Genomic DNA, 17,685 nt, shown 5'->3' with positions numbered 1-17,685 from the left:
GGAAGGAAGATGTCAGTGCTTTTGTTCATTTGATCTAAGCTTAGAGCAAAAATGCACTGTCTGTATGACCAATAGATGACGATTTTTAATCTATGGAAAAAATACGTCATCACAGCTGATGCGGTCTCAGGCATTTCGCTGTACCATGGCGCGCCATTTTCTGCAGTGAGGACAAGATGATAAAATTTGCTTTGGGTCAACGTTGGATCAGCGACAGTGAGTCGGATTTAGGTTTAGGTACTGTGATTGGGCAGGAAGGCAGGATGCTGACTTTGCTGTTCCCGGCCAGTGGTGAAAACCGTCTGTACTCTATTTTGGAAGCGCCGCTGACCCGTGTACAGTTTAACCCGGGCGATACAGTCAAAAGTGCCGAAGGTTTCTCAGTATTAATCAGTGAAGTGGAAAGCAAAAACGACTGCTTTATCTATCATGGCACCCGCACTGACACAGAGGAAACAGTGGCTTTGCGTGAATTATTCCTCGATCATTTCATCAGTTTCAGTCAGCCTCAGGACCGTTTATTTGCCGGTCAGGTCGACCGTTTTGAAACTTTCCCTTTGCGTTTTCAAAGCTGGCAACATTTACACCAGCAACAACAAAGCACCTTGCAAGGCTTAGTGGGCGGCCGGATGAGCCTTATTCCACACCAGCTTTATATCGCTGAAGAAGTAGCCAAACGTCATGCCCCCCGAGTACTGCTGGCTGACGAAGTGGGTTTAGGTAAGACCATTGAAGCAGGTTTGATTATTCACCAGCAGGTACTGGCTGGTTTAGCCAAACGAGTGCTGGTCGTTGTGCCTGAGTCACTTCAACATCAGTGGCTGGTGGAAATGTTGCGTCGTTTTAACCTGAAGTTTTCTATTTTTGATGATGAACGTTGTGTTGAATCCTCTCTGGATGGCGGCAATCCGTTTGAAACCGAGCAACTGGTATTAACCAGCCTTGAGTTTCTGGTGAAAAAACGCAGCCATCATCAAAAAGCTGTGGACGCCGATTGGGACTTATTAGTGGTGGATGAAGCCCACCATTTGCAGTGGAGCGAAGAAGCATCCAGCACCGAATACCAGCGTATTGAAGAACTGGCTGAAGGCACCGCAGGTTTAATTTTGCTAACGGCCACTCCGGATCAGTTGGGCCATCAAAGCCATTTTGCCCGCTTACGCTTGTTAGACCCGAATCGTTTCCATGACTATCAGGCGTTTATTGCACAAGAGCAAAGCTACAAACATATCGCTGATTTAGCTGCTGCTGTACTGGATCAAAATCCATTGAGTGATATATCTGCTAAAGCTCTAAGTCATTTGTTGGCGGAAAGTGATATTAAGGCGGCGTTAGTCACATTACAAAACTCTGCCAGTACTCCAGATGAAACAGAGCAGGCGAAGCAACAGCTGTTAAATCAATTACTGGACCGTCATGGCACAGGCCGGATTTTGTTCCGCAATAGTCGCAGTGCTATTTCAGGCTTTCCACAGCGCCAGCCGCAAACCGTTGCGATGGAACTGCCTGAGCAATATAAAAACGCGTTAAAAGTACAGCAAGCCTTTAATAAACAACAAAGCCTCGAGCAAAAAGCCAAAGCCAGTTTATTCCCTGAGCGGGTATTTCAGGAGTTTGAAGGCAAAGCCAGCAGTTGGTGGCAGTTTGATCCAAGGGTTGACCACCTGATTGCGTTACTGAAACAACATAAACGCAGCAAATTTTTATTGATCTGTGCTCATGCTGATACAGCTATCGCACTGGAAGAGGCAGTTCGGGTTCGTGAAGGTATTCGCGCATCGGTATTTCATGAAGGCATGACTATTGTCGAGCGGGATATGGCTGCCGCTTATTTTGCTCAGGAAGATAACAGCGCTCAAATGCTGATTTGTTCAGAAATTGGTAGTGAAGGCCGTAACTTCCAGTTTGCTCATCATCTGGTGTTATTTGATTTACCACTGAACCCGGATTTACTGGAGCAACGAATAGGTCGCCTGGACCGTATAGGTCAGACGCAGGATATTCAAATCCATATCCCTTATTTTGCCGATCATCCGCAGCAAGTGCTGCTGGACTGGTATCAGCAAGGTTTACAAGCATTAAGCCAGACCTGTCAAACTGGTCGCTCAGTGTTTGAACATCTATCCACTGAACTGTTTGAACGCCTCTCTGCCAACGTTATGGACAAGGAAGCAGTTCAGGCGCTAATCGCAAAAAGTGCTGAGTTGAACCAGCAACTCAAACAAAAGCTGGAACAAGGCCGTGACAAGCTGCTGGAAATCAATAGTTCGGGTCGTGGTAAAGCCGACGAGCTGGCCAGTGCTATTGCCACTCTGGATGATGAAACCCGCCTGCCGATGTTTATGTTGCGGGCATGGGATGTGCTGGGTGTGAATCAGGACGACCGCGGTGAAAACAGTATGGTGCTGACCATGTCAGAACACTTACACAGCCACTACCCTATGCTGGACGACGATGGAGTCAGCGTTACCTTTGACCGGGCCACTGCTTTGGCACAGGAAGATATTCAGTTTTTAAGCTGGGATCACCCTATGGTTCAAGGCACTTTAGATATCCTGACCAATGAGCAAATGGGCAACAGCTCTGTGGCTTTATTACCAAATAAAGCTTTGCCTGCCGGTACTTATTTTGTTGAATTCATCTTTATCGTAGAAGCCAGCGCGCCAAAAGAGCTGCAACTGGGTCGTTATTTACCTGTCACTCCTGTGCGTTTGTTGTTGGAAAAAAATGGGAAAAATCTGGCTGCAAATGTGGGTTTTGAACAGTTTAATAAGCAACTCAAGCCTGTAGGCAGACAACCTGCAGCCAAGATGGTGAAAGCTTTACAAAGCTTTATTCACCCTTTGATAGGTAAAGCTGTGGAGCAGGCCACTGTGCGCCTTATCGAAGTACAGCAACAAGCCCAGGAATTAATGCAGCAGAAATTAAAGGCTCAAATAGAGCGTTTACAGGCACTGCAGAAGCTGAATCCGTCTGTGCGGCCGGAAGAAATTGCACATTTACAACAACAGCAACAAGAATTAACAGATTACATCAGTAAAGCCAGGTTAAAATTTGATGCGCTGAGGGTCGTGGTTGTCAGCCATGACTAAAAGTGAATATAATGTTGCTTGAGTATAAACCACCAACAGAACCTTATCTGGACATAGTGTATCAGGATGATGATATTTTACTCCTGAATAAACCCAGTGGTTTGCTGACAGTGCCGGGCAAGGCGCCTGAACATAAAGACAGCCTCGAGTACCGCGTACGTCTGGTTTGGCCGCAAGCACGAATAGTGCACAGGTTGGATATGGCAACTTCAGGTCTGGTTGTAATGGCAATGCATGCTCAGAGTCAGCGTGATTTAAACAGGCAGTTTGAATTACGTCAGACGAAAAAACGCTATTTAGCCCGATTAGAAGGTCAGGTTTCAGTCGATTCAGGTGTTGTTGATTTGCCTTTAATCTGTGACTGGCCCAACCGGCCCAAACAAATGGTGCACTTTGGATCCGGTAAGCCTTCTTTAACGTATTTTAAGGTGCTGGAGCGTACTTCACACCAAACGAAAGTAGAACTTACTCCCATTACAGGACGTTCGCATCAGCTGCGGGTGCATATGTTATGGTTGGGACATCCGATACTTGGGGATAAGTTTTATGGAACTGAACAAGGAAAATGTTCAGTAGCCCGACTTCAATTACATGCCAGTTCTCTGAAGCTAAGACACCCCACTTCAGGAACTGAGCTATATTTTGAGGTTGATTGCCCGTTTTAGCATCAGGATAAAAAGGCAATGAAGAAAACTGTTAACCTAAGGTTCAGTTTTTTAAGGTAAACTTGGTACCGATGTGAGTAAACCGATGGATATCGGACAAAAACTTGTAATAACGAGCGACTAACTTTGCTTAAATTTTTTAAGCAAACAGAATGGCCGCCGAAATTGACTCTTAGGAGATATGGATGAAACTAAGTACTAGCGCAATTGCCATTATGGCAACTTTATTATCGACCACTGTTTTAGCAAATAGTTCAAAGCCAGTTGTAACTGACCGTGCTTTTGGTTCAGTTTTCGCTGAATACTACCTGCCAGACGGTGACAAGACTGAATCTCTTGAATGGAACTACCTGGATAAGGGTTTCGGTTACGGTTTCGAGCTTGGCTACAACATCGACGAAACCTGGGCTGTGCGTTTTGAATACGCAAGAGACCGTCTGGAACAGTTAATTTCTGACAACAAGTTTGATGCAGACCGTTTTGGTGTAGATGCGTTATACAACATCGCTGGCACTGGTATGTACCTTGTTGGTGGTTTGAAGCATTTTGAAGTTGAAGGCAGCCGTGACACTCAGGCTGTAAACATTGGTGTCGGTTACCGTCACTATGTTGGCGAACGTGTGTCTTTATTTGCTGAAATGAACCGTTTCCAGGGTCTGACTAACGACAGCTATGGCGATGCAAACATCAAGCTTGGTGTTTCTATGCTGTTTGGCTCAGCGCCAGCAGTTGCAGAACCTACTCCGGCTCCGGAGCCAGTACAGGCTCCTGTAGTAGTTGTTGCTGACAGTGATAACGACGGTGTTCCTGATTCAAGCGACCTGTGCCCGGGCACTCCGTCTACTGATAAAGTAGATGCAAATGGTTGCTCAATCTTCACTGAAAAAGAAGTGAACTTCACGTTAAAAGCGCAGTTTGCTAATGACTCAGCTGAAATCAAACCAGAATACAGCTCAGAAATCGCTGACTTAGCAGCTTTCCTGAAGCGTTTCCCTGGTACTGATGTTGAAATCGGTGGCCACGCTTCTAACGTAGGTGGCGCTGCATACAACCTGAAATTATCAGAGCGTCGTGCTGATGCAGTAGCTAAAGTATTGTTAAACGAACATGGCATCAGTGCTAATCGTGTAACAGTAAAAGGTTACGGTGTTTCACGTCCAAAAGTTGAAGGTAACACTCCAGCTGCTCACGCTGCTAACCGCCGCATTGAAGCTGTTGTAACCGCAACTGTCAAAGAAAAAGTAGAGCGTTAATCTCTTCCGCTTCGAAAAACCGCCGCAAGGCGGTTTTTTTTTGGTTGATTCTCATCTTTTGCAGCTATAACTCAGTCTGTCCGATAAAGTTTAGTCGCACTTTGCCGATACCCTGCTCAGGTTCCGACTTTCAGAGTAACGTCTTATGTCATCGAAAATGTTAGCTTTTTTGCTGTTACTCAGTCTGTATGCTCAGGTCACTGAAGCTGTGTCTATGGAAGACTGGCATAAGGCCGATCTGAGTTGGCAATTACCTGCAGATGAAATCACAGAGCTGCTGGCTGGTGACAAAAGCTTTCTGGCATTAAAAAGAGCAGCATTTACGGCAAAAGTTAAAGGCACTATGTTGTTTATTCCTGATTGGTCACAACATGCGTCTAGCCCTAAAAATCTGAATTTGTTACGAAAAGAGTTTAATGACTATGGTTGGGACACTTTGGCAATAGCAGTGCCCGACGCTCCTTTAAGCGATGATACACAAGACTTAGAAAACTACAAAAACCAGTTACAACAACGCATTGAAGTTGCAATGACCAGCGCTATGGCAGAAAACAGTACGGTGATCGTTGTGGCCCAGGGCAGCAGCGCAGCTTTGATCAGTCAGCTTTATGCCGATAAAAAACTGCAGGAACCTCAGTCACTGATTTTGCTCGAAGCCTATTTGCCTGCGGCAGATCAACAACGCAGCTTACCTCTGGCGATAGCAAAACAGCAGGTTCCCACTCTGGACTTGATGCAACAACAAGGTAATCAGCAAGTGGCAGCGCAGTGGAAACTACGTAAACAACTGGCCAGGCAACAGCAGAAATTATTGTACCGCCAGCGGGAAATCAGTGGGCTAATCGCACAGGCTGAAACCCAACAGCGTGTATTCAAAGAGATTTATGGCTGGTTAAGCTATCAGGGTTATTAAATTAATTTTTCCACTGATAAAAATCTATTAAACTACTCACCACCGCTATTCCCAGCCTTTTCACCGGAGACACCAGATTATGTCGCCTCTGCTCCAGACGGTCTTGTTGCTGACCGCCAGTAATATTTTTATGACTTTTGCCTGGTATGGCCATCTCAAGCACTTTAAAAGCTCAGCTTTGTATGTAGCGATCGCCGTATCCTGGGGTATAGCCTTATTTGAATATATGCTGATGGTGCCAGCCAACCGGATAGGTCACCAGGTGCTGAGTCTGGCTCAGCTGAAAATTCTGCAGGAAGTCATCACTTTGAGTGTTTTTATTCCATTCGCAGTGTTCTATATGAGAGAGCCTTTTAAATGGAATTATGTCTATGCTGGCTTGTGTCTGCTGGGCGCTGTGTATTTCATGTTTTTCCGCGATTAGCCACGCTGTTTACGAATTAACTCGTAAGCCGCTTGAATATCCTGAGTTTTTTGTTTAGCCACATCCATCAGTTCTGGCGGCAAACCCTGCGACATCAGTTTATCCGGATGATGTTGTGCCATCAGCTTTTTATAAGTCTTTTTTAACTGCACCTCTGAACTGTCGGCGCTGATCCCTAAAATTTTATAAGCATCCGTCAAACGGCTTCCTGCATCCCCAGGTCCGTTGCTACTGTTTTTAGCAAAACGGGCTTCAGCTTCATAACGACTGAGCATCTGTTCAAACTGAACCGCATTGATGCCTAATGCAGATGCCACCTGAGTCAATATCTTTTGTTCTGCACTGCTTAAATACAAATCGACATAAGCAGTACTGATTTGAATTTCTAAAAACATCAGCAGTACATCTGACCTGGAGCGATAAACAGACCTGAATTCAGCCAGTTGTTCCAACAACGGAAAATCCGCCTGCTTACCATCCCTAAATGCGGCCTGCGCCTCTTGCTTCTGTGTTGCAGTTAAACCTAATTGGTCCATAAAAACAGTAGCTTGCTGAATATGGGACTTAGTGACTACCCCATTTGATTTAGCGATATGGCCCATCACTGCAAAAGTGTTGTAACGGAAAATCCCCTGAGCCTCAGACTTGTCGCGGGAAAAACCGTTAAAACCACCACGACTGGCGAATGCTCCGCCATAGGATTTATCGAACCAGTGACCTATCAGTAAACCAATAAATAAACCGGGGATCTTCAGCAGAGCCATGCCAAACAAGGCACCAAGAATTTTACCCCACATGTTCAGACTCCAGTTGCGCCGATAATTCAGTCAGTCGCTGCACAGTACCAATGTCGTGCCATACCCCCTGATAAAGCTCTGCCGTCACTTGATGTTGTGCCATCGCATCGCGTAAATAAGGCGCTAATTTTTGCTTACCTTCAGCCACCAGACTAAAAAACTCAGGGCGGTAAACCGCTATGCCACTGAAAGTAAAACACTGAGCTGCTTCAGCCAAAGCCAAACCTGTTTCACCGATACCAAAATCGCCCTTGGGATGCTGTGGCGGATTAGGCACTAACACCAGATGAGCAAGACTGTCAGGAGCTAATTTACCCATCAGTTGCTGATAAGGATAATCACTGAATATATCGCCGTTGATGACCATAAAAGGTTCATCCCCCAACAGCGGCAAGGCTTTTTTGATACCGCCAGCGGTTTCAAGGCCTTCGGCACCTTCGTTTGAGTAACGGATCTTCACACCAAACTGCTGACCAGTGCCTAAATGCTCTGGCAACAAATGTCCTAGCCATGCAGAATTAATGACAATATCCTGCACTGCGGCGGCACGGAGCGCTTCCAGATGGTAGTGGATCAATGCTTTACCAGCCACAGTTAACAAGGGTTTAGGTAACAGATCCGTTAAAGGTCGCATCCGCTCACCACGACCAGCTGCCAGTATCATTGCTTTCATCTCAGGCCTTAGCCTCCAGTGCTGGTTGTACTTTATTTTTCAGCCACAGATCCAACTCATACAACTCTGGGTAATGCTGAGTAACCTCAAGTACATACTCAAAGACACGAGGTAAATCAGCGAGATAACCCGACTTTCCGTCACGGTGGTACAAGCGGCAGAAAATACCACAGACTTTAATATGCCGTTGTAATCCCATCCAATCAAACCAAAGCTGAAACTGCTCAGCACTGACCTTGGCAGGCAACTCATGAGTGGCTTTGAGGTGGTGGTAAAACTCCTGGCTTAATGACTGTACAAGCTCAAGAGGCCATTTGACATAACAATCCTTCAGCAAAGACACGGCGTCATAAGTCACAGGGCCCGTAACCAGATCCTGAAAATCAATCACGGCCAGACTGCCGTCCTGTTGTAACATCAAATTACGGGCATGGTAATCCCGGTGCATACCGGCCTGAGGTTGCTGCAACGCTGTGTCAGCCAGCAACTGGAAATGCCTTTGTAACATAGCCTGCTCTTGTTCATTCAGTGTCAGCTGCAAATGCTCAAGTAAAAACCAATCAATAAAAATCTGCATTTCACGCAGTAAAAAAGCTTGATCAAAAACAGGTAAAGGCCCTGCACTTGTAGCACTGATGGTGCGAACCTGAGCCAATTGAGCCAATGCCTGACGATAGAAGTCGCTGACCGTATGCTGCGTTAATTCAGACAACAACAAAGTGTCGCCCAAATCACTGAGCAGTAATAAGCCCTGCTCAAGATCCTGGGCAATAATTCGGGGAACCTGTAAACCCGCCTGTACAAATGCTTGCTGCGTGGCAACAAAACGGCCACAGTCTTCCGCTGGTGTGGGAGCATCCATCAAAATGTAGCTGTTTTGTGCTACTGAAAAACGAAAATAACGCCTGAAACTGGCATCTCCGGTAATAGGATCGAGGTGAATAACCTCATCAGGAAAACACGCCGTCAAAAAACTTTGAATTAACTGCATTCGAGCTGGCACTTCAAACCCCGTCAACTGGTCAAAGTCAGCACTATAACGGATTAGCAGGATCCGGAAAATTGATTTATTATAGCGGGCTAGGTGTTCTGGTCCTTTTCACCTGTTTCACGTATTGTATTAAGTAGGTTGCATGACTCATTCTCTGATCTATCGCCTTATTATCATGGCGCTTGGTATTCCTTATCTTGCCCATGCAGAAGAGCAAACACCTCAACCTATTCAGCAATGTTATAGTGCTGTGGAGATCCCGGCCAAGTTGAGTCAGCTATCAGCAAAAGACAACAGACTGCAAATATTGTCTGACCGAATTCGCATGATGCAGGACCAAACTGCATTATTTGATGGCAATATAGAAATCATTTATCGCGACACTATGTTAAACGCCGCTAATGCACAGGTCAGTCAGAAAAATCAGACGTTGCTGGCCAGTGGCGGCATTCAGTACTACAGCCCGGATTTAAAAGTCAGCAGTAGCCATTTCACTGCTCACCTCAAAGAAGACAAAGCCATATTAGGTGAAGCAGATTATCAGTTGGTCAGCCAGTCTGGTCGCGGTTTTGCTAAAGAAATGAGCGCAGATAAACAACAAATCAATCTGACCGAAGCCAGCTTTACCACCTGCCCATACAACGACAGCAGTTGGGCATTGCATGCTGATGAAATTAATATTAATGCCGATGATGGCTGGGGTGAAGCCTGGCATTCGGTCATTAAAATTCAGGATGTACCCGTTTTCTATTTGCCGTACATGACCTTCCCTGTCAGTGATAAACGCAAAAGTGGTTTTTTGTTTCCTAAGATTGGCAGTTCACAGAAATTAGGCGTGGATTTTGAGACTCCTTATTACCTGAATCTGGCCAGCAACTATGATGCCACTATCAGCCCTCGTTTTATGAGTAAAAGAGGAGCTCAGTTAAATACCGAATTCCGTTATCTTACCGAAGATCACAATGGCCGGTTACAACTTGAAATTTTACCCGATGATAACGACAAACCCGCAGGCTTTGGTAGTCGCTATTTAACCCACTTCAGCCACAGTGGTGACTTGTCAGACCGTTGGCGTGCCAGTGTAGATTTTACTGATGTCAGCGACGATGCTTACTTGTCTGAATTAGGGTCTGACTACAACAACCAAAGCGATACCCAACTTTACCGGCAAGCCAGCCTTAATTATTTCGGTGAGTATCTGAACTCAGAAATTCGCCTGCAAGGTTTTGAAATTCTTGGAAACTATCTGCCCTCTTACGCCGCCTTGCCACAAATCGACCTGAGCTCTGCTGCTCCAATGGATTTAGCTGCAGGTTTTGAATTTAACTGGCACAGCCAATACGCCCATTTTCGCAATGACAGTGCTCTGATCAACAGTGCAGACCGTTTACATCTTGAACCCAGTATCCGTTGGCCTTTAATCACACCAGCGGTCGAGTTAGTCGCAGAAACCAGTTTGCTGCATACCCGTTATCAGCAGAATACCGACCAAGATAATTTATTGGTTCAAAAAGAAATCAGCAGAACAGTGCCCAAAGTCCAGATCAATGCCAAACTGAATATGGAAAGGGAGTTGAGCTGGAAAAAAGCAAATTCATTGCAAACCTTTGAACCTCAAATACAATACCTCTATATCCCCTATCGCGATCAATCGATGATTGGACTGTATGACACAGCACCTTTGCAAGACGATTATTATGGCTTATTCCGTGAAAACAGATATTCGGGTCTCGACAGAATTGCCGATACCAATCAATTGACTATAGGCTGGACAACTCGTTTGTATGACTCACAGGATACAGAGTTGTTCCGTTTCAGTCTGGGTCAGATTGTATTTCTGGATGATCCGCAGCCCATAGACAATTTACTGCCGGACGCCAAACAACCTGCTGATTCGGTACTGGCCTCTGAACTATTGTGGAACTGGAGTGAAGGCTGGTACTTAAATACCGCATTGCAGTATGATTCGAGCAATGAGCGTATGGTGAAAAGCAACGTCACTTTGGATTACATAGCAGATGATAAAAGTCTGATCCAATTGAACCACCGCTATAGTCGGGAGGTCTCAGACTACGAAATTGCACAGCTGGGCTTTTTGGGGACCACACCCATTGATGATAAATGGAAACTGATTGCCAGTTATTATCGTGACATCAACAAGCATCATATGATAGAAGCTAACCTTGGTTTGCAATATGAGTCCTGTTGCTGGGCAATTCGAGTGGTTGCTAAGCGCCAAATCAATACCAACCTTGAATTGGCACTGAATGATTTGTCCCAACCTCCTACTTTTGATAACGGTATAGCCGTACAATTTGTATTAAAAGGTTTTGGTGAGGGTGCTGGTTTCTCAGTCAACGACATGTTATCGAACGGAATTTTTGGTTATAGACGCCCATATTTACTAAATAATTAATGTAGGAACCTATGAAGTTACAACTTTTGATTGCCAGCTCTGTGGCCGCATTTCTGGTCTTTTCGAGCCAGGCGGCAGAACAAAAGATCGACGGTGTTGCAGCCATAGTCAACAACGGTGTCGTATTGGATACTGAAGTGACAGACATGGTCAACAAGGTGAAGCGCAATGCGCAAAGCCAGGGTCAGACCTTACCTTCAGACCGGGCTTTACGCACTCAGGCACTGGAACGGTTAATCAGCAATAGCTTACAGATGCAAATGGCTAGCCGTATGGGCCTGCAAATCACAGACCCACAATTGGATCAGGCGCTGGAAAACGTTGCCCGCGGCGAAAATCTGACGATGGAACAATTTCGTCAGCGCATAGTGGCTGAAGAAGGTGACTATCAGCAATTCCGTGAACGTTTCCGTGAAGAAATCACCACAGGTGAAGTATTACGAGCCAACGTGCAACGCCGTATCTACATCAGTCCACAGGAAATAGACAGCCTGATGAAAGTGATGGAAGAACAAGGCGCATCCAATGAGCAATACAATATAGGTCATATTCTGATTTCTATTCCAAATCAGGGCAGCACTGAAGAAATTACCGATGCCAAAGATCGCGCCGACAAAGTGATGAAGCTGTTACGTGAAGGCAGTGATTTCAAAAGACTGGCTATAGCGTCATCGTCTGACAGCACTGCGCTGGACGGTGGTGATATGGGCTGGATGAATATCAACGAAATGCCAACATTGTTCTCCGATGCGATTCGTGGCAAAAAGAAAACTGACGTAATAGGTCCTTTACGCTCTGGTGCTGGTTTTCATATTCTGACTATTTTTGATATTCGTGGCGCTAACGTTGCTGAAGCGAACGAAGTGAAATCACGCCATGTCTTGATCAAACCATCCATTATCATGAGTGAAGAAAAAGCCCGTGACACTTTGAAGCAATTTGTTGTCGACTTTAAAGCAGGCAAAGCGGATTTCGCCGAGTTCGCCAGCGCAAACTCTGAAGACCCGGGTTCCAAGTTAAAAGGGGGCGATTTAGGTTGGGCTGATCCGGCTATGTACGTTCCGGCTTTTCGCGATACGTTAAACAACCTGCAATTACAGGAAGTTAGCGAACCTTTCCGCACCGAACATGGCTGGCACGTAGTGCAATTATTAGAAAAACGTGTGGTAGACATGACTGCAGAGAAAAAGCAGGATCAAGTGTATCGCATGTTGTTTAACCGCCGTTTTAACGAAGAACAGGCCAATTTTTTGCGCGAACTGCGTGATCAGGCCTATATCGAAGTATTGGCAGACACTGAATGACATTAAGGATAGCAATCACCCCAGGTGAGCCGGCCGGTATAGGCCCTGATCTGGTGGTGATGTTGGCGCAAAAAGACTGGCCAGTGCAACTGGTCGTCTGTGCGAACGCAGAAGTTTTACAACAAAGAGCGGCAGCATTAAACCTGCCGCTTCAGCTTTTACCTTATGAGCCAAATCAATCCCCACAGCCGCAGCAAGCTGGCACTCTGACTTGTGTTGATTTCACGCCAGAAGCAGCGGTGGTCGCTGGACAGTTAAATGAAGCCAATGGGCGTTATGTGGTAGACACCTTAAGATACGTAGGTGAAAAGGCCATGTCTGGCGAATTTGATGCCATAGTCACAGGCCCTGTGCATAAAGGTATTATTAATAAAGCAGGCATCCCCTTTAGCGGTCACACCGAATACTTCGCTCATCTGTCGAATACGCCTTATGTAGTGATGATGCTGGCCACTGAAGGTTTGCGAGTTGCGCTGGCCACAACCCATATACCACTGGCCTATGTAGCCAAAGCCATCACTAAAGAACGCTTGCACAAAGTGATTTCGGTGTTGCATCACGACTTACAAAACAAGTTTGCCATCGCCTCTCCCGTTATTTATGTCTGCGGTTTAAATCCGCACGCCGGGGAAGACGGGCATCTGGGCCGCGAAGAAATAGATATCATCAGCCCGGCTTTGGAAGAATTACGTTTACAAGGCATGAACCTGATAGGTCCCTTGCCTGCCGATACCTTGTTTCAGGCTAAATATCTGGACCATGCCGACGCAGTCTTAGCTATGTACCATGATCAGGGTTTACCTGTGCTGAAACATAAAGGCTTTGGCCGTTCGGTGAATATCAGCCTTGGTTTACCCTTAATCAGAACATCAGTCGACCATGGCACTGCGCTGGATTTAGCCGGCACAGGAAAAGCCGACCCCGGAAGTTTATTCCATGCCCTGGAACAAGCCATTTATTTAGCGCAAAGAGCCAAGTTATCACATGACAGATAAAGTACACCTGGGACACACAGCCCGAAAACGTTTTGGTCAGAACTTCTTACACGACCCTGTCGTCATTGAACGTATTGTGAAAGCCATAAGCCCAAAACCAACGGACCTACTGGTCGAAATCGGCCCGGGTTTAGGTGCGATCACTGAGCCTGTTGTCGAAAAATCCGGACATTTGACCGTAATTGAATTAGACAGAGATCTGGCCCAGCGTTTACAGGAACACCCTGTGCTGGCAGATAAGCTGACTATCCATCAGGCTGATGCGATGAAATTTGATTTTCGTCAGTTAGTACAACCTGGCAGGAAGTTAAAAGTATTCGGTAATTTGCCTTACAACATCTCTACTCCGCTGTTGTTTCATCTGTTTGACTATGCTGACGACATTGAGAACATGCATTTTATGCTGCAAAAAGAAGTGGTCGAACGTATGACCGCTGGTCATGGTTCCAAAACTTATGGCCGTTTATCTGTCATGACGCAGTTTTTTTGTCATGCAATGCCAGTGGTCGAAGTGGGTCCTGGTGCCTTTAAACCAGCTCCTAAAGTGCATTCAGCCGTGGTGCGGCTTATCCCGAAACCAAGTTCAGAACGCCAGGATGTACCTGTTGCTGTATTAAACAGGGTCTGTCTGGAAGCCTTTAACCAGCGCCGTAAAACTTTGCGTAACTGCTTTAGCAACTTTGCAACAGCGGAGCAAATTATCGAAATGGGAATAGATCCAACCTTGCGCCCTGAACAATTAAGTGTGGAGCAATTTATTGGTATCGCCCGTTGGCTGCACCAGCACGAGCAACAACAATTATGAGTCTGAGTTTTGAAATTCCTGTCTCGGTCGAGACATTTTATGTGGCCGCTCAATCGGATCCTGCTTTAAACAGGTATGTTTTTGCTTACACCATTACCATCAAAAACCATAGCACTGAAACAGTGCAGTTACTCAGACGTTATTGGCTTATCACGGACGCCAATGGCAAAGAAACCGAAGTACATGGTGAGGGTGTGGTGGGTGAGCAACCTCAACTGGCGCCAGGTTCAAGTTACAGCTATACCAGTGGTGCAGTGCTGGAAACTCCGGTAGGCACGATGCAAGGTCATTACGAAATGACCAGCCAAAGCCAGTTAAGCTTCAAAGCTGCCATACCTTTGTTTCGTTTAGCTTTGCCCAATATTCTGAATTGATCTTATGGCAAGTTACGTCATTGGAGATGTTCAGGGCTGCTTTAAGCAGTTGCAATCGCTGTTAATTAAAATCCAGTTTGATTCAAAGCTAGATGAATTATGGTTTTGTGGCGATTTGGTGGCTCGTGGTCCAGACTCATTAGCAACCTTGCGTTTCGTTCGTTCTTTGGGGGATAAAGCTAAAGTAGTGCTTGGAAATCATGATTTGCACTTTTTGGCCTGCGTTTATGGTTTTGCTACAACAGATCCAAAAGACCAACTGGACGAATTATTACAGGCGTCTGATCTGCCTGAACTGGTAGATTGGCTGCAGCAACAGCCTCTGCTACATTTTGAGCCAGAGCGGAATCTCTTGCTGGTCCACGCTGGGTTGGCACCGAATTGGGATTTACAGTCTGCATTGGACACAGCTGCAGAAGTAAGCCAACTGTTAAGAGAAAGCCCCGAAACACTATTTGCAGTTATGTATGGCAATACTCCAGCCCTTTGGTCTGAAGTTAGCACCAATGAAGATCGCTGGCGTTTCGCTATTAACAGTTGTACCCGAATGCGTTTTTGTCTTTCAAATGGAGCACTTGAACTCAAAGAAAAGCGCCATCCGGAAAAAGTAAGTACGCTGATCCCTTGGTATGAATTCTGGAAACACAAACCACACCCACAGATCTTTTTTGGTCATTGGGCTGCCTTAATGGGATATAGCCCTGTTAATGGAATTTATGCGCTGGATACTGGTTGTGTTTGGGGAAATTATTTAACAGCCTATTGTATTGAGACGGCACAGCGTTATAGTGTTTCTGACTAAAAATAACGCTATAATGCGACGTTGTTTCAAAATGTTCTATTTTGAATTGTTTATTGTGTGGTGACAGGGTCAATGATGCCCTTTTAGCCTGGATACTGGGAGTAAAGTTATGAAGTTAACGGTAGCACTTCGGATTATTGGTGGTTTTGGTGTTATTTCACTACTACTGCTTGTGATCGGTATTACCTCGTACATGAGCTTGAATAGTATCAATGCCTCAACCACGCAAGTAAATGAAATCTCTATACCGGCACTTGAGAATAGTGCTGTGTTGCAAAGTGAATTCGTCAAAATGAGCAAGATCAGTTTGCAGGCTTTTTATGCAACTGAAGTAAAACAAGTCAAAGAATTTGAGAACCAGTTCGGAGCAGAACAGGTTTTATATGAGACTGCAGCAAAAGCATTACAAACTGTAGTTTCAGAAGAAGAGACTCTGGCGAACTCTTTTAAAGAAGTTTCAGCCGCTTACACTGACTTTACTCCTATCAGTAAAAAGCTTTTCGCTGAATTAAGTAAAAGTCTGAGCTTACGTGATCAAATTGCCTCTCAGTTATCTGATGTTGAATTAAATTCAGATGATTCAGCCTCTTTACTATTGGATTTCAGTGATGTCAGAGACGTGACCCGTCGTTTTCCTGAAGCGAGCAAAGCAGCAACTGAACTGGAAACAGGTTTAAACACTCTGGTCAGCGTAGTGGTTGATTTAACCCGTACCACCTCAGCAACAACGGCAGAGACTATTTCTAACGAAGTAACGTCTCGTTTAGAAGGCGTAAATCAGCAGATGAACGCTATCAGAACTGAAGCTGGTGCTACTGTTGATATGGTCGCAGATTTAGACGAAAAAGTTACTGCAATTAATGAGTTACTTGCTGGTGACGAAGGTATCTTAGGCTTAAAATCACAAATGTTGGCAGCTTCTGCCGAAGCACAAAAATTACTGGCTCAGGCAGAAAGTCATAACAAAACAGCCTTGGATGGTTTAAACCGCTTGTTATCCAGAGCCCGCACAGTGGCTGGCGAGATCCAGGCCGGAGCTCAGTCTGATGTATCAGGTGCTATTACAACCATTTTCCTTGTAGTGCTTATATCCATTGGTTTGGCTGTAGGTATCGCCATGGTAACAGTGCGCAGCATCACAGTTCCATTGTCTAAAGTGAACGAAATTTTAGGTGTAGTGGCTTCAGGTGACTTAACCAAACGTCTGGATGATAAAGCTCAGGACGAATTTGGCGACCTGGCACGTAACTGTAATCAGGTTATCACCAACTTACGCCAGTTAATTCAGGGCATTATTTCCCGTTCTACTCAGCTTGCAGCTGCTTCAGAACAAACATCGGCTATTACAGTAGAAACCACTGCTGCTATTCGTGAGCAGAAGTCTCAGGTGACTCAAGCCGCGACAGCGACCACTGAGATGAGCAGCACTTCCCAAGGCGTGATGCAGAGCTCTAATGATGCTCTGGCTGAAATTAAAAATGCTGACGGTGAAGCTGAGCGCGTCAAAGTGATTTCTGAAAACAACAAACAGACCATACTGCAGTTGTCTAAAGAAGTGGATCAGGCTTCTACCGTGATCAACAAATTACATAAAGACAGTGCTTCAATCGGCAGTATTCTTGATGTTATTCGTGGCATTGCTGAGCAAACCAACTTGCTGGCATTAAACGCTGCTATCGAAGCAGCACGTGCTGGCGAGCAAGGTCGTGGTTTTGCGGTGGTAGCTGATGAAGTTCGTTCATTAGCAAGCAAAACTCAGGCTTCGACTCAGGAAATTCAGGCCATGATTCAGGTCTTGCAAACCGGTGCTCATGCGGCTGTAGAAGCCATGAACAAAGGCAAAAAGCAGGCAGAGAACTGTGTGACTCAAACTGAAGTGGCAGCACAAGCCTTGGAATCTATCACTAATGCGGTGCATCTGGCTCATGACATGAGCGAACAAATATCTCATGCTGCAAAAGAGCAGAATCAGGTATCAAACGAAATCAGCCACTTATTAGAATCCATAGTCACTATTGCTGAACAAACAGCCTCTGGTGCAGAGCAAACCTCTCAGTCCAGTCATGAAGTGGCTCGTTTAGCTGAAGAGTTACGCCAATCTGTAGACCAGTTCAAAGTCTGAACTGGTTAGCACCTATGGCCCATAGGGAGCTTTGTTGCCCTGAAACACATATAAAAAAT

Annotated in this window: 15 protein-coding genes; 12 read left to right on the top strand and 3 right to left on the bottom strand. The window is 45.5% G+C overall.

Annotated elements, in window-relative coordinates:
* Positions 1-176 precede the first annotated feature (176 nt).
* The 5 genes from rapA to RHEIN_RS12325 all read left to right on the top strand — a co-directional run bounded on the left by rapA (position 177) and on the right by RHEIN_RS12325 (position 6,347).
* Complete coding sequence (rapA, locus tag RHEIN_RS12345; RefSeq protein WP_008899304.1) at positions 177-3,092, top strand: RNA polymerase-associated protein RapA; 2,916 nt, start codon at positions 177-179, stop codon at positions 3,090-3,092.
* 11 nt (positions 3,093-3,103) lie between these two features.
* A complete protein-coding gene (locus RHEIN_RS12340; RefSeq protein ID WP_008899303.1) occupies positions 3,104-3,757 on the top strand; it encodes a pseudouridine synthase in 654 nt (217 codons plus the stop codon).
* A gap of 185 nt (positions 3,758-3,942) precedes the next feature.
* Entirely contained in the window at positions 3,943-5,010 is a 1,068-nt protein-coding gene (locus RHEIN_RS12335; protein ID WP_008899302.1) for an OmpA family protein, read from the top strand.
* A gap of 145 nt (positions 5,011-5,155) precedes the next feature.
* A complete protein-coding gene (locus RHEIN_RS12330; RefSeq protein WP_008899301.1) occupies positions 5,156-5,923 on the top strand; it encodes a DUF3530 family protein in 768 nt (255 codons plus the stop codon).
* Positions 5,924-6,002: 79 nt separating this feature from the next.
* A complete protein-coding gene (locus tag RHEIN_RS12325) occupies positions 6,003-6,347 on the top strand; it encodes a DMT family protein (RefSeq protein WP_008899300.1) in 345 nt (114 codons plus the stop codon).
* On the opposite strand, the gene djlA is transcribed toward RHEIN_RS12325, so the two are convergent.
* The 3 genes from djlA to RHEIN_RS12310 are packed head-to-tail and all read right to left on the bottom strand — an operon-like array spanning position 6,344 to position 8,808.
* The gene (djlA, locus tag RHEIN_RS12320) at positions 6,344-7,144 is read right to left on the bottom strand and encodes a co-chaperone DjlA (protein ID WP_008899299.1); all 801 of its coding nucleotides are present in this window, start codon (positions 7,142-7,144) and stop codon (positions 6,344-6,346) included. The two genes, RHEIN_RS12325 and djlA, sit on opposite strands and share 4 nt — an antisense overlap.
* Complete coding sequence (gene murU, locus RHEIN_RS12315) at positions 7,134-7,817, bottom strand: N-acetylmuramate alpha-1-phosphate uridylyltransferase MurU (protein WP_008899298.1); 684 nt, start codon at positions 7,815-7,817, stop codon at positions 7,134-7,136. The genes djlA and murU overlap by 11 nt, the downstream gene beginning before the upstream one ends.
* Position 7,818: 1 nt before the next feature.
* Positions 7,819-8,808 (bottom strand): aminoglycoside phosphotransferase family protein, encoded by a 990-nt coding sequence (locus RHEIN_RS12310; RefSeq protein ID WP_008899297.1) that lies wholly within the window; start codon positions 8,806-8,808, stop codon positions 7,819-7,821.
* A gap of 142 nt (positions 8,809-8,950) precedes the next feature.
* Between RHEIN_RS12310 and RHEIN_RS12305 the strand changes: the two genes are divergently transcribed.
* The 7 genes from RHEIN_RS12305 to RHEIN_RS12275 all read left to right on the top strand — a co-directional run bounded on the left by RHEIN_RS12305 (position 8,951) and on the right by RHEIN_RS12275 (position 17,626).
* Positions 8,951-11,224 (top strand): LPS-assembly protein LptD, encoded by a 2,274-nt coding sequence (locus RHEIN_RS12305; protein ID WP_008899296.1) that lies wholly within the window; start codon positions 8,951-8,953, stop codon positions 11,222-11,224.
* An 11-nt stretch (positions 11,225-11,235) separates the two neighbouring features.
* Positions 11,236-12,528, top strand: coding sequence for a peptidylprolyl isomerase SurA (gene surA, locus RHEIN_RS12300; RefSeq protein WP_008899295.1), 1,293 nt, complete (start codon positions 11,236-11,238; stop codon positions 12,526-12,528).
* Positions 12,525-13,523, top strand: coding sequence for a 4-hydroxythreonine-4-phosphate dehydrogenase PdxA (pdxA, locus tag RHEIN_RS12295; protein ID WP_008899294.1), 999 nt, complete (start codon positions 12,525-12,527; stop codon positions 13,521-13,523). Before surA ends, pdxA begins: the two co-directional genes overlap by 4 nt.
* Positions 13,513-14,328: a 16S rRNA (adenine(1518)-N(6)/adenine(1519)-N(6))-dimethyltransferase RsmA gene (rsmA, locus tag RHEIN_RS12290; RefSeq protein WP_008899293.1), complete on the top strand. Its 816-nt coding sequence runs from the start codon at positions 13,513-13,515 to the stop codon at positions 14,326-14,328. Before pdxA ends, rsmA begins: the two co-directional genes overlap by 11 nt.
* Positions 14,325-14,702 (top strand): Co2+/Mg2+ efflux protein ApaG, encoded by a 378-nt coding sequence (gene apaG / locus RHEIN_RS12285; RefSeq protein WP_008899292.1) that lies wholly within the window; start codon positions 14,325-14,327, stop codon positions 14,700-14,702. The genes rsmA and apaG overlap by 4 nt, the downstream gene beginning before the upstream one ends.
* 4 nt (positions 14,703-14,706) lie before the next feature.
* Entirely contained in the window at positions 14,707-15,504 is a 798-nt protein-coding gene (locus tag RHEIN_RS12280; protein ID WP_008899291.1) for a symmetrical bis(5'-nucleosyl)-tetraphosphatase, read from the top strand.
* A gap of 109 nt (positions 15,505-15,613) precedes the next feature.
* A complete protein-coding gene (locus RHEIN_RS12275; protein WP_008899290.1) occupies positions 15,614-17,626 on the top strand; it encodes a HAMP domain-containing methyl-accepting chemotaxis protein in 2,013 nt (670 codons plus the stop codon).
* Positions 17,627-17,685 lie beyond the last annotated feature (59 nt).

Origin of the sequence: Rheinheimera sp. A13L, assembly GCF_000217935.1 — a bacterium.
Classification (GTDB): Bacteria; Pseudomonadota; Gammaproteobacteria; order Enterobacterales; family Alteromonadaceae; genus Pararheinheimera.
This window is presented reverse-complemented; position numbering and strand designations above follow the sequence as displayed.